Here is a 15,040-nt window from a genome sequence, read left to right as displayed (position 1 = left end):
GGCTCCTGCCGCACTTCCTCGCGCACAAGGCACAGGCTGTGCCCGTCCAGCAGCAGCAGGAGTTGCCCCACGGAGATGTCGAAGTTGAGCGGCGCGTTGAGGCTGGCCCGAAGGACGCGCGGCACCGCGGCCAGGGGCACATCCGCCATGGCACGGTGCAAGTGGACGATGGAGCGGTGCTGCACCATCACCCCCTTGGGCATGCCCGTGGAGCCAGAGGTGTAGAGGACGTACGCCACGTTCTCCGGCCGCACCTCCACGCGCGGGTTGCCTGGAGACAGCGCGTCGATGCGTCGGGCCTCCGTGTCGAGGCGCACCAGGTGGCGCACCGCCGGCTGCCACGCTCCGGCCAAAGCCTGGGTGGTGAGGAGCACGGTGGCCCCGCTGTTCTCCAGGATGAAGTCCTTGCGTGCTTCGGGGGCCGACGGGTCCAGCGGCACGTAGGCGCCGCCCGCCTTCAGGATGCCCAGCAGCGCGACAATCGCCTCCGGCGAGCGCTCCAGGCTGAACGCTACCGGCACGTCGGGGCCCACCCCCAACGTGCGCAGGTAGTGGGCCAGTTGGTTGGCGCGCACGTTGAGCTGATGGAAGGACACCGTCGTCTCCCCCATCACCAGGGCCGGGGCCTTGGGCGTGCGTGTCACCTGCTGCTCGAAGCGCGTGTGGTAGGGCACGTCGGCCGGGAAGTCGGCCGTCTCGCCGCTCCACTCCTCCAGCACCCACTGGCGCTCATCCGCCGAGAGCAGGGGCAGCGTCTCCACGCCAGCGTCCGGCGATGCGACAGCGCCCTCCAGCAACTGCACCAGGTGCTCCGTCAGCCTTCGGGCCGTGGCCGCTTCGAAGAGGTCCGTGCTGTAGAAGAGCGCCCCCTCGAAGCCCCCGGCCGTGCGGCCCAGGCTCAAGTCCAAGTCAAACTTCGTCGCGTTCGCCTCCACCTTCACCGGCCGCAGCGTGAGCTCCGGCAGGCGCGCGTCCGACTCCGGCGTGTTCTGGAGCACGAACTGGGCCTGGACGAGCGGCGTGCGCGACAAGTCTCGCGCGGGCTGGAGGGCTTCCACCAGCCGCTCGAACGGGATGTCCTGGTGCTCGTACGCGCCCAGCGTGTTGGCGCGCACCTGCGCCAGCACCTGACGGAACGAAGGCCGCGCGTCGAAGCGGGCGCGCAGCACCAGCGTGTTGACGAAGAAGCCGATGAGGCCCTCCGTCTCCGCGTGACGCCGGCCCGCGATGGACGTGCCCACCAGCAAGTCGTCCTGACCGGAGCAGCGGTACAGCAGCGTCTGGAAGGCCGACAGCAGCACCATGAAGGGTGTGGCACCCTCTCGCTGGGCCAACGCCTCCACCGCCTCGCTCAGGGCCGGGGGGATGCTCACCGGGAGCATGGCACCCCGGGCGGAGCGCTGCGGCGGACGGGGCTTGTCGGTAGGCAAGGTCAGCGCTTGAGGTGCACCGGCCAGTTGCTGCTTCCACCAGCCAAGCTGCGCCTCCAGTGCATCACCCTGGAGCCAGCCGCGTTGCCACACGGCGTAGTCCGCGTACTGCACCGGCAGCGAAGGCAGCGGAGACGGCAGCCCCTGGCGGAAGGCCTCGTAGAGGGCGACGACTTCCCGCACCAGCACGCCGATGGACCAACCATCGCCAATGCTGTGGTGGAGGCACAGAAGCAGCACGTGCTCGGCCGCGTCGAGCTTCAGCAGGGTGAACCGCACCAGCGGTCCCGCGGCCAAATCGAAGGGACGCAGGGCGTCCTCGCTCGCGAGCCGGAGCACCTCGGCCTCGCGCGCGCCCTGGGGCAGCGGGGTGAGGTCCACCACGAACAGGCTTTGCGCCGGGGCGGGGTGGATGCGCTGAAGGGGCTCACCGTCGTGGGACTCGAACGAGGTGCGCAGGGATTCGTGCCGTTGGACCAGCGCATCGAAGGCCCGCTGGAGGTGCGGCACGTCCACCGTGCCTGACAGGCGCAGCGCGGTGGGCATGTTGTACAGCGGGCTGCCCGGGTCCAACTGATCGATGAACCACAACCGCTGCTGAGCGAAGGACAGCGGATGCGGTCCGGGCGTCGTGGCCGGGACGAGCGGCGGCAGCACGGTGGCCGTCGGAGCGTCCGGCAGTCGCAGCGCGAGCGCCGCCACGGTGGGCGATTCGAACAGCGCGCGGACGGGCAGTTCCACACCGAAGCGGGCACGCACCCGAGCCACCACCTGCGTGGCCAGCAGTGAGTGTCCGCCCAGCTCGAAGAAGTTGTCGTGACGGCCCACGGCGGGCACGCGCAGCAACTCACTCCACAGCGCGGCCAGGGCCACTTCGGTGGGGGTCCCTGGAGCGTCGGAACTCTGGATGGTTGGACGCGACGCTTCCGGCGCGGGCAGGGCCTTGCGGTCCACCTTGCCGTTGGGCGTCAGCGGCAGGGCGGGCAGGGCCATGACGGCGGCCGGGACCATGTATTCGGGCAGGTGCTTGCGCAGGTGTTCGCGCAGGGGAGAGGTGTCCACCTCCGGAACCACGTAGGCGACGAGGCGCGCATCGCCGGGCACGTCCTCCCGCACCGCCGCCACCGCGTCCCGGATGCCCGGGTGCGAGCGCAGGGTGGCTTCGACTTCGCCCAACTCGATGCGGTAGCCGCGCAGCTTCACCTGGAAGTCCAGCCGGCCCAGGAGGTCCAGCGTCCCGTCCTCGCGCCAACGCGCCTTGTCGCCCGTGCGGTACAGCCGCGCTCCAGGCTCCATGCTGAACGGATCCGGAACGAAGCGCTCCGCGGTGAGGTCCGGGCGGCCCAGGTAGCCGCGCGTGACGCCCGCGCCGGAGAAGCAAAGCTCACCCGGAAGCCCGAAGGGCACCAGATGCTGGTGCTCATCGAGCACGTAGGCTTGCAGGTTGTCCAGCGGCCGGCCAATGACGGGCCGGGGCAGGGCGGTGCCCTGGATGTCGAACGTCGTGACGGCGACGGTGGCCTCCGTGGGGCCGTAGCCGTTGAAGGCGCGCGTGCGGTCCGTCGTGGCCAGCCGCCGCCACGTCACCTCGTCCAGGGCTTCACCGCCCAGCATGAGCTGCGATGGCACCCAGGCCCGCTCCAGCATCCCCGCGTCCAGCAGCAGCTTGAGCTGCGCGGGCGTCCCTACCAGCACGTCGATGCGGTGCTGCTCCAGCCACGTGAGCATCCGCCCCGGCTCCAGGCGCGTCTGCTCGGGGATGACGCACAGGCAGTGGCCATCGAGCAGCTTGATGAACGACTCCATGACGGCGTCGAAGTACAGTGGCGCGTTCAAGCTGACGCGCAGTCGGCGCGGCGACGTGTAGACGTTGCGCACCATCGTGTGGTGCAGGTGGACGACGGAGCGGTGCTGCACCATCACGCCCTTGGGCGTGCCCGTGGAGCCCGACGTGTAGATGACGTAGGCCATGTTGTCCGGGCCCGCCGAGGGAGGCAGGGGCGCCTCGGAGAGGGTCGCCACGTGCGCCGCTTCGGCCTCCAGCATCACCACGTGGGCGATGTCGGGCCGCCACGCTTCGGCCAGGGCCCGGGTGGTCAGCAGCACGGACGCGCGGCTGTTCTCCAGGATGAAGGCCTTGCGCGCGCCGGGGGCCGCCGGGTCGAGCGGCACGAACGCGCCGCCCGCCTTGAGCACCGCGAGGAACGCGACGAGGGCGTCCGCGGAGCGCTCCAGGGCCAGGCCCACCGTGACTTCCGGGCCCACGCCCAGCGAGCGCAAGTGCCGGGCGAGCTGATTGGCCCGGGCGTCGAACTGACGGAAGGACAGCGTCGTCTCCTCGAACACCACGGCGTCCGCGTCCGGCGTGCGGGCCGCCTGCGCTTCGATGAGGCCGTGCACCGTGGTCCCCAGCTCGAAGTCCACGACGTCGCCGTGTCCGAGCGTGATGAGCCGCGCCTGAGCCTCGGGTGAGTCGAGGACCAGGTCAACCAGCGGGGCATCCGGCCGCGCGACCACCGTCTCCAGCAGCGCCCGCAGGTGTGTCACGAGCCGCTCGATGGTGGCGGACTCGAACAGGTCCGTCGCGTATTCGAGCCGGCCCGCGAAGCCGTCCGCGTCGCGGCGCAGGTCCAGGCTCAGCTCGAACAGGGTGGTCCCACGGGTGCCGAACTCCGCGGGGTGCACGGCGAGACCGGGCATCGTCGCCCCCGACACGGGTGCGTTCTGGAGCGCGAACAGCGCCTGGAACAGCGGCGTGCGGGACAGGTCGCGCGTCGTCTGCAGCGACTCCACCAACCGCTCGAACGGGAGGTACTGGTGTTCATACGCGCCCAGCGTCGTGGTGCGCACCTGCGAGAGGAGCTGCCGGAACGAGGGACGCGTCCCGAAGCTGCCGCGCAGCACCAGTGTGTTGACGAAGAAGCCGATGAGGCCTTCCGTCTCCGCGTGGCCACGGTTCGCGATGGGAGAGCCCACCAGCACGTCGTCCTGACCGGAGTAGCGGTGCAGTACGGCTTGGAACGCCGCGAGCAGCACCATGAAGGGCGTGGCGCCTTCCTTCTGCGCCAGCGCCTCCACCTGTTCAGAGAGGACGCGCGGCAGGTGCACGTCCACCGCGTCGCCCCGTTGGGAGGCGACGGCCGGACGCGGCTTGTCGGTGGGGAGGTCCAGCACCTGGGACGCGCCCGCCAGTTGCTGCTTCCACCAGCCGAGCTGCGCCTCCAGCACGTCACCCTGGAGCCAGTTGCGCTGCCACACGGCGTAGTCCGCGTACTGCACCGGCAGCTCCGGCAGGACCGGTGCCTGACCGCGGAGGAAGGCCTCGTAGAGAGCGGTGACTTCACGCACCAGCACCCCCAGCGACCAGCCGTCGGACACAATGTGGTGCAGGTGGAGCACCATCACGTGATCCTCGGCCTCCAACTTCAGGAGCAGGGCGCGAATCACCGGCCCGTGCTCCAAGTCGAACGGGCGGCGGAACTCAGCGTGAGCCCGACGCTCCATTTCGGCCTGGCGCTCGGCCGCGTCCGCGAGGCCCGTGAGGTCCACGGACTCGAAGGGCACGGTGGCCTCGGCGTGGATGTGCTGCACGGGCTGGCCTGCCTCCACGCGGAACGTGGTGCGCAGCGACTCATGCCGCGCCATCAGCGCGTCCAGGCTCTTGCGCAACGCGCCTTCGTCCAATGCGCCGGTGAGGCGCAACGGCAGCGGCATGTTGTAGAGCGCGGTGCCCGGCTCCAACTGGTCGATGAACCACAACCGCTGCTGCGCGAACGACAGTGGAGGCGCGGTGGTGCGCTCCGTGCGGACCAACGGGGGCGCCTGCGTGCGACTGGCGCTGCCCAGCTTCTCGGCCAGGGTGGCCACGGTGGGAGCGCTGAAGAGGTCTCCCAGCGGCAACTCCACGCCCAGCGTCGAGCGGATGCGCGACACCACCTGAGTGGCCAGCAGCGAGTGGCCACCCAGTTCGAAGAAGTCGTCGTGGATGCCGACGGCTTCCAGGTGCAGCACCTCTGCCCAGATGGCGGCGAGCGCCGTCTCCATCGCGTTGCGCGGCGCGGCCACCGTCGCATCGGAGACGCTCGGCGCCTCCGGGGCGGGCAGGGCTTTGCGGTCCACCTTGCCATTGGCCGACTGCGGCAGGGCGGGCAGGGTGATGAACGCGGACGGCACCATGTAGTCGGGCAGCAGCTTCTGGGCGAACGACTTGAGCTGCTCCACATCGCCCGCGTCAGCAGCGACCACGATGTACGCGACGAGCCGCTTGTCGCCGGGCACGTCCTCTCGCACCAGGACCACTGCCTCGCGCACTTGCGACGACTGGCGCAGCACGGCTTCGACTTCGCCAGTCTCGATGCGGAAGCCGCGAATCTTCACCTGGAAGTCCGTGCGGCCCAGGAACTCCAACGTCCCGTCCACCTGCCAGCGCACGCGGTCGCCCGTGCTGTAGAGGCGGGCGCCGGGCTCGGTGGCGAAGGGGTGGGGGATGAAGCGTTCCGCGGTGAGGTCGGGGCGCTGGAGGTAGCCCCAGGCCAGGCCCTCACCACCAACGTACAGAGCACCCGGGACGCCCACCGGCACGGGCTGCAAGGCCGCATCCAGCACCCACGCGGTGGACTGCGCCAGCGGACGGCCGATGGGCACGGAGCGGCCCACGCTGTCGCCAGAGCGCAACGTGTGCGTGGCGGAGAACGTCGTGTTCTCGGTGGGGCCGTAGCCGTTGACGAGCACGGTGCCCGAAGGCATCCGCGCCAGGTGCTCGCGCACGCGCTCCACGGGCAGCACGTCGCCACCCGCCAGCACCTGCCGCACGCCCGCCAACGCTTCGCCCTGATGGATGACCATCTGCTCGAAGAGCGCGGCCGTCAGCCACAGCGTGGTGATGCCTTCGGTGGTGAGCAGCGCTCCCGTCTCCTCGAAGGACAGGGCCTTCGCCGGGGCCAGCACCAACTTCGCGCCGTTGAGCAGCGCGCCCCAGACTTCCAGCGTCGACGCGTCGAACGCCACCGGGGCCAGTTGCAGGAAGACCTCCTCCGGCCCGAAGTGGATGAAGTCGTTGCCGCGCACCAGCCGCACGATGCCGCGCTGGGGCACGCTGACGCCCTTCGGACGCCCCGTGCTTCCCGACGTGAACATCACGTACGCCAGCGCTTCGGCCGGCACCTCCAGCCCCAACGCCGTCTCCGGCTGCCGGGCAATCTCCGCCGCATCCGCGTCCATGAGGACCTGGAGGTCCACCACCGCTGGCAGTTCATCCGCCAGCGACTCCTGCGTCACCAGCACGCTGACGCCCGTCTCCTGCAACATCCAGGTGATGCGGTCCGCCGGGTACTTCGCCTCCACCGGTACGTACGCAGCACCCGTCTTGAGGATGCCGAGCATGCCGACGACGAGCTCGAACGAGCGCTCCAGGCACAGGCCCACGCGGTCCCCGGGCCTCACGCCCGACCGGCGCAGGTGATGCGCCAGTTGGTTGGAGGCGCGGTCCAGCGCCGCGTAGCTCAGCGTCTTCTCCCCGGACTTCAGTGCGACGGCATTCGGCGTCCGCGCCGCCTGAGCGGAGAAGAGTCCGGCCACGGAGGCGTCACGCGGGTACTCGCGCGACGTGGGGTTCCATTCGACAAGGACCTGTCGGCGTTCCTCGGGCGTGAGCAGCGGGAGCCGGGCCACTGGGACATCGGGCGAAGCCAGGACGACGTCCAGCAGGACCTGGAAGCGATGGACCAGACTGGCCATCGTCTCGGGCGAGAACAACGCGGTGTTGTAGAGCAGCGTTCCGCCGAAGCCGGCCGGGGTGCGGCCCAGCAACAACTGGAGATCGAAGAGGCTGTACCGCAGCTCGCTGTCCATCGGCCGGAGTGACAACTCCGGGAGCGTCAGCTCCGACATCGGTGCGTTCTGCAGGGTGAATGTCACCTGGAAGAACGGCGTGCGGCTCAGGTCGCGCTCGGGATTCAGGGCCTCCACCAGCTTCTCGAACGGGAGGTCCTGGTGCTCGTAGGCGCCCAGCGTGGTGGTGCGCACCTGAGCGAGCAGCTCGCGGAAGGAGAAGGTGTCCTTCACCTGCGTGCGCACGACCACGGTGTTGGCGAAGTAGCCGATGAGGTCTTCGGCCTCGGCGTGACGGCGGCCCGCGATGGGCGAACCGATGAGCACGTCCTCCTGACCCGAGTACCGGTGCAGCAGCAGCTTGAAGGCCGCCAGCAGCAGCATGTACGGCGTGGCGGACTCGCGCTTCGCCAGGGCCTCCACCGCTTCGCTCAACGCGAGCGGCAGGGACACGGTCTGGTCGGCGCCCTGGAAGGACTGCCGCGCCGGACGCGGATGGTCCGTGGGCAGGTCCAGGTACGGCGCGGCGCCGTGGAGCTGCCCGCGCCAGTAGCCAAGCTGCTGCTCCAGCACGTCACCCTGGAGCCAGCCCCGCTGCCAGAGCGAGTGGTCGGCGTACTGCACCGCCAGCTCCGGCAGGGGCGAGGACAGGCCCTTGGAGAAGGCGGCGTAGAGCGCGCCCATCTCCCGCACCAGGACGCTCGTGGACCAGCCGTCGGAGATGATGTGGTGCTGCGTCAGCACCAGCCCGTGCTCGTGGGGGGCCAGCTTCAACAGGAGCACCCGGACCAGCGGGCCCTGCTCCAGGTTGAACGGGATGCGGGCCTCGTCGTTGGCGATCCGCAGGGCTTCGGCCTGACGCGCCTCGGGCGCTTCGATGGACGTGAGGTCCACGCGGCGCAGCGGCATCGGGAAGGGCGGGTGGATGACCTGCGACGGCGCCCCTTCGTGCGGGCGGAAGGTGGTGCGCAGTGCTTCGTGACGGCGCACCAGCTCATCGAATGCGTGCTGGAGCACGGTCGTGTCCAGCGTGCCTTCGAGCTTCAACGACACCGGGATGCTGTACGCGGTGCCCGCCGTGCCGAGTTGTTCGATGAACCACAGCCGCTGCTGGGCGAACGACAACGGGAGCACCTCCGGCCGCTCCCCACGCACCAGCGGAGGCAGGGACGCGCCCGTGCCGTCCGGGCCCTGGAACGAATCGATCAGCGCGGCCAGCGCGGCCACGGTGGGCCGCTCGAAGAACGCGCGCAGGGGCAGCTCCACCCTGAAGTGGGCTCGCACGCGGGAGACCAACTGCGTGGCCAGCAGCGAGTGGCCACCCAGCTCGAAGAAGTTGTCGTGCCGTCCCACGGTGGGGATGCGCAGCACCTCACTCCACAGTGCGGCCAGTGCCACCTCGGTCGGCGTCTCCGGCGCCACGTAGGTGCGCGAGCCGACCTGCGTCACTTCCGGTACGGGCAGGGCCTTGCGGTCCACCTTGCCGTTGGGCGTCAGCGGCAGGGCGGGCAGGGCGACCAGCGCGGCGGGCACCATGTACTCGGGCAGGTGCTTGCGCAGGTGTTCACGCAAGGGCGCGGTGTCCACCTCCGGAACCACGTAGGCGATGAGGCGCGCATCGCCGGGCACGTCTTCGCGCACCAACGCCACCGCGTCCCGGATGCCCGGGTGCGAGCGCAGGGTGGCTTCGATTTCCCCCAGCTCGATGCGGTAGCCGCGCAGCTTCACCTGGAAGTCCAGGCGGCCCATGAAGTCCAGCGTGCCGTCCTCACGCCATCGGGCCTTGTCGCCCGTGCGGTACAGCCGCGCACCGGGCTCCGTGCTGAACGGATCCGGAATGAAGCGCTCCGCGGTGAGGTCCGGCCGGCCCAGGTAGCCGCGCGTGATGCCCGCGCCGGAGAAGCACAGCTCACCCGGCAGGCCGAAGGGCACCAGGTGCTGGTGCTCATCGAGGATGTAGGCGCGCAGGTTGTCCAGCGGCCGACCGATGACGGCCCGGGGCAGGGAAGTCCCCTGGATGTCGAACGTCGTGACGCAGACGGTGGCCTCGGTGGGGCCGTAGCCGTTGGTGGCGCGCGTGCGGGTCGTCCCCGCCAGGAGGCGCCAGAGGGCTTCGTCAATGGACTCGCCGCCCAACAGGAACTGGGACGGCACCCAGGCGCGCTCCAGCAAGCCCGCTTCCAGCAGGAGCTTGAGTTGCGACGGGGTGCTGGTCTGCACGTCGATGCGCCGGGATTCCATCCACGTGATCATCTGCTCCGGATCCCGGCGCGTGCCCTCGGGGATGATGCAGAGGCAGTGGCCGTCGAGCAGCTTGATGAACGCTTCGATGACCGCGTCGAAGTACAGCGCCGAGTTCAGGCTGACGCGCATCGGGCGCTGCCGCGGGTAGAGGTTGCGGCCCAGCGCGTGGTTCAGGTGGACGGCGGTGCGGTGCTGCACCATCACGCCCTTGGGCATGCCCGTGGAGCCCGACGTGTAGATGACGTACGCCAGGTTGTCCGGGCTCGCCGAGGGAGGCAGGGGCTCCTCGGAGAGCGCCGCAAGCCAGGTCTGCTCGACATCCAGCTTCACCACATGGTCCACGTCGGGCTGCCACGCGTCGGCCAGGGCCCGGGTGGTCAGCAACACGGAGGCACCGCAGTCGCGCAGGAGGAAGTCCTTGCGCGCTTCGGGAGCCGCCGGGTCGAGCGGCACGAACGCACCGCCCGCCTTGAGCACCGCGAGGAACGCGATGATGGCGTCCGCGGAGCGCTCCAGCGCCAGGGCCACCGTGACTTCCGGCCCCACGCCCAGCGAGCGCAGGTGCCGGGCGAGCTGATTCGCCCGGGCGTCGAACTGACGGTAGGGCAGCGTCGTCCCCTCGAACTCCAGGGCGTCCGCGTCCGGCGTGCGAGCTGCCTGCGCTTCGATGCGCCCGTGCAGCGTGGACTCCACGTTGAAGTCCACGACGGCCCCGCGCCCGATGCTCACGAGCCGGGCGGTTTCTTCAGGCGAGCGGAGGGGCACCTCGGACAACGGCACCTCGGGCCGCACGAGCACGGTCTCCAGCAGCACGCGCAGGTGCGTGGCGAGCCGCTCGATGGTGGCGGACTCGAACAGGTCCGTCGCGTACTGGAGCTGGCCCACGAAGCCGTCCGCGTCCCGATTCAGGTCCAGGATCAGTTCGAACTGGGACAGCTCCCGGCTGCCGAAGTGCGCTCCCGTCACGGACAGGCCGGGCAGCGCCATTTCCGGGAGGGGCGCGTTCTGGAGCGCGAACAGCGCCTGGAACAGCGGCGTGCGGGACAGGTCGCGCGTCGTTTGCAGTGACTCCACCAGCCGCTCGAAGGGCAGGTCCTGGTGTTCGTACGCGCCCAGCGTCGTGGTGCGCACCTGCGCCAACAGCTCCCGGAACGTCGTCCGAGCGCCGAAACTTCCACGCAAAACCAGCGTGTTGACGAAGAAGCCGATGAGGCCTTCCGTCTCCGCGCGACCACGGTTCGCGATGGGAGAACCCACCAGCACGTCGTCCTGACCGGAGTAGCGGTGCAGCACGGCCTGGAAGGCCGCCAGCAGCACCATGAAGGGCGTGGCGCCTTCCTTCTGCGCCAGCGCCTCCACCTGTTCGGACAGCGCGCGCGGCAGGCGCACGGAGACCGTGTCGCCGCGTTGCGAGACGACGGCCGGACGCGGCTTGTCGGTGGGCAGGTCCAGCACGTGCGACGCGCCCGCGAGCTGCTGCTTCCACCAGCCGAGCTGCGCCTTCAGCACGTCACCCTGGAGCCAGTCGCGCTGCCACACGGCGTAGTCCGCGTACTGCACCGGCAGCTCCGGCAGGACCGGCGTCTGGCCGTGGCGGAAGGCTTCGTAGAGGGCGGTGACTTCACGCACCAGCACCCCCAGCGACCAACCGTCGGACACGATGTGGTGCACGTGCACCACGAGCACGTGATCCTCCGCCCCCAGCTTCATGAGCAGGGCGCGAATCACCGGGCCCTGCTCCAGGTTGAACGGACGGAGCGATTCCGCGACACCGCGCCGCTCTGCTTCGGCCTGGCGCTCGGTCGCGTCCGCGATGCCGGTGAGGTCCACGGACTCGAAGGGCACGGTGGCCTCGGCGTGGATGTGCTGCACGGGCTGGCCCGCTTCCACGCGGAACGTGGTGCGCAGGACTTCGTGCCGCGCCATCAGCGCGTCCAGGCTCTTGCGCAAAACCGCTTCGTCCAGCGCGCCATGCAGCCGCAGCGGCAACGGCATGTTGTAGAGCGCGGTGCCCGGCTCCAACTGGTCGATGAACCACAACCGCTGCTGGGCGAACGACAACGGCGGCGCGGTGGTGCGCTCCGTGCGGACCAACGGAGGCGCCTGGGTCCGACGGGCGCCGCCCAGCTTCTCGGCCAGGGTGGCCACGGTGGGAGCGCTGAAGAGGTCTCTCAGCGGCAGCTCCACGCCCAGCGTCGAGCGGATGCGCGACACCACCTGCGTGGCCAGCAGCGAGTGGCCACCCAACTCGAAGAAGTCGTCGTGGATGCCGACGGCTTCCAGGTGCAGCACCTCCGCCCAGATGGCGGCGAGCGCCGTCTCCATCGCGTTGCGAGGCGCGGCCACCTCCGCATCGGAGACGCTCGGCGCCTCCGGGGCGGGCAGGGCCTTGCGGTCCACCTTGCCGTTGGCGTTGAGCGGCAGGGCGGACAGCTCCACCCAGGCCGTGGGGACCATGTATTCGGGCAACTGCTTCTGGACGAACGCCCTCAGGGCACCGGGATCGAAACCCTCTCCCGTGGACACGACGTAGGCCACGAGGCGCTTGTCTCCGGGCACATCCTCGCGCGCCAGGACCACGGCCTCGCGCACCTGCGACGACTGGCGCAGCACCGCTTCGACTTCGCCGGTCTCGATGCGGAAGCCGCGAATCTTCACCTGGAAGTCCGTGCGGCCCAGGAACTCCAACGTCCCATCCGCCTGCCAGCGCACCCGGTCGCCCGTGCTGTACAACCGCGCTCCCGGCTCCGTCGCGAAGGGGTGGGGGATGAAGCGCTCCGCCGTCAGGTCCGGACGGTTCAGGTAGCCCCACGCCAGGCCATCGCCTCCAACGTAGAGCGCGCCCGGTACGCCCACGGGCACGGGCTGGAGGGCTGCATCCAGCACCCACGCGGTGGACTGCGCCAGCGGACGGCCGATGGGCACGGACAGGCCCACACTGTCACCGGCACCCAGTGCGTACGTGGCGGAGAACGTCGTGTTCTCGGTGGGGCCGTAGCCGTTGACGAGCACGGAGCCCGAATGCATCCGCGCCAGGTGCTCGCGCACGCGCTCCACGGGCAGCACGTCGCCACCCGCCAGTACCTGTCGCACGCCCGCCAGCGCTTCGCCCTGATGGATGACCATCTGCTCGAAGAGCGCCGCGGTCAGCCACAACGTCGTGATGCCTTCGGTGGTGAGCAGCGCCCCCGTCTCCTCGAAGGACAGGGCCTTCGCCGGAGCCAGCACCAACTTCGCGCCGTTGAGCAGCGCTCCCCACACTTCCAGCGTCGAAGCGTCGAACGCCACGGGCGCCAACTGGAGGAAGACTTCCTCCGGCCCGAAGTGGATGAAGTCGTTGCCGCGCACCAGCCGCACGATGCCGCGCTGGGGCACGCTGACGCCCTTGGGCCGTCCCGTGCTGCCTGACGTGAACATCACGTACGCCAGCGCTTCGGCCGGCACCGTCACGCCCAACGCCGTCTCCGGCTGACGGGCAATCTCCGCCGCATCCGCGTCCAGGAGGACCTGGAGGTCCACCACCGCCGGCAGTTCATCCGCCAGCGACTCCTGCGTCACCAGCACGCTGACGCCCGCGTCCTGCAACATCCAGGTGATGCGGTCGGCCGGGTACTTCGCCTCCACCGGTACGTACGCAGCACCCGTCTTGAGGATGCCGAGCATGCCGACGATGAGCTCGAACGAGCGCTCCAGGCACAGGCCCACCCGGTCCCCGGGCCTCACGCCCTGGCGACGCAGGTGGTGCGCGAGCTGGTTGGAGGCGCGGTCCAGGGCCGCGTAGCTCAGCGTCTTCTCCCCGGACTTCAGCGCGGGCGCATTCGGCGTCCTTGCGGCCTGCGCGGTGAAGAGCCCCGCCACGGAGGCGTCACGCGGGTAGTCACGTGACGTGTGGTTCCAATCGACGAGGACCTGTCGGCGCTCCTCTGGGGTGAGCAGGGGCAGCTCGGACAGCCGCGTGTCCGGTGCGCGGACGGCGGCCTCCAGCAGCAACCGCAGGCGCTGGACCAGGCCAGCCGCCGTCTCGGGAACGAACAGACTCGTGTTGTAGAGCAGCCAGCCCGTGAACCCGTCAGGCACTCGGGTCAACACGAGTTGCAGGTCGAAGAGGATGGTGCCCGGATCATGGTCCAAGCCTCGGAGCGTCAGCTCCGGAAGCACCAGCTCCGGCATCGGTGCGTTCTGGAGCGTGAACGTCACCTGGAAGAACGGCGTGCGGCGCAGATCACGTGCGGGCTTCAGGACCTCCACCAGCTTCTCGAACGGGAGGTCCTGGTGTTCGTAGGCCCCCAGCGTGGTGGTGCGCACCTGCGCGATCAGCTCGCGGAAGGTCCGCGTGTCCTCCACCTGCGTGCGGATGACGACGGTGTTGGCGAAGAAGCCGATGAGGGCTTCGGACTCGGCGTGACGGCGGCCCGCGATGGGCGAACCGACGAGCACGTCCTCCTGGCCGGAGTACCGGTGCAGCAGCAGCTTGAAGGCCGCCAGCAGCACCATGTACGGCGTGGCGGACACCTGCTTCGCCAGGGTCTCCAACGCGTCGGCCAGCTCGCGCGACAGCTCCACGCGTTCATCCGCCGCAAGGAAGGACTGGTGCGCCGGACGCGGGAGGTCCGTGGGCAGGTCCAGGTACGGCGCGGCGTCGTCGAGCTGCTCGCGCCAGTAGCCAAGCTGCTGCTCCAGCACGTCGCCCTGGAGCCAGCCCCGCTGCCAGATCGAGTGGTCGGCGTACTGCACCGCCAGCTCCGGCAGGGGTGAGGGCAGGCCCGTGGAGTAGGCGGCGTAGAGCGCGCCCATCTCCCGCACCAGGACGCCCACGGACCAACCGTCGGAGATGATGTGGTGCGTGTTGAGCACCAGCACGTGCTCGTGGGGGGCCAGCTTCAACAGGAGCGCGCGGAACAGCGGGCCCTGCTCCAGATCAAACAGCGTCCGCGACTCCTCGAGGGCGAGCCGCTGGGCCTCGGCCTCACGCTCCTCCTTCGACGCCAGGCCCGTGAGGTCCACGTTCCGCAGGGGCATGGGGAAGGGCGGGTGGATGACCTGCGACGGCGCTCCCTCATCCGAATGGAAGGTGGTGCGCAGGGATTCGTGGCGGCGCACCAGTTCGTCGAACGCCGCCAGGAGCACGATGGTGTCCAGAGAGCCTTCGAGCTTCAGCGCGTTCGTCAGGCTGTACGCGGTGCCCGCCGTGCCGAGCTGCTCGATGAACCACAGCCGCTGCTGGGCGAACGAGAGGGGTAGCACCTCCGGCCGCTCCCCACGCACCAGCGGAGGCAGGGACGCGCCCGTGCCGTCCGGGCCCTGGAACGAATCAATCAGCGCGGCCAGCGAGGCCACGGTGGGCCGTTCGAAGAACGCGCGCAGGGGCAGCTCCACCCCGAAGTGGGCTCGCACGCGGGCGACCAACTGCGTGGCCAGGAGTGAATGGCCGCCCAGCTCGAAGAAGTTGTCGTGCCGTCCCACGGTGGGGACACGCAACACCTCACTCCACAGCACGGCCAGAGCGACTTCCGTCGGCGTCTCCGGCGCCTCGAAGG

1 protein-coding gene is annotated in these 15,040 nt (G+C 69.9%); it reads right to left on the bottom strand.

All coding sequences use genetic code 11. The features are described from left to right. The coding region (locus tag D7V88_RS29295; protein ID WP_120543917.1) for a non-ribosomal peptide synthase/polyketide synthase at positions 1-15,040 on the bottom strand (15,040 nt) is incomplete at both ends.

It is taken from the genome of Corallococcus terminator (genome assembly GCF_003611635.1).
In the GTDB taxonomy this organism is placed as follows: domain Bacteria; phylum Myxococcota; class Myxococcia; order Myxococcales; family Myxococcaceae; genus Corallococcus; species Corallococcus terminator.
This window is presented reverse-complemented; position numbering and strand designations above follow the sequence as displayed.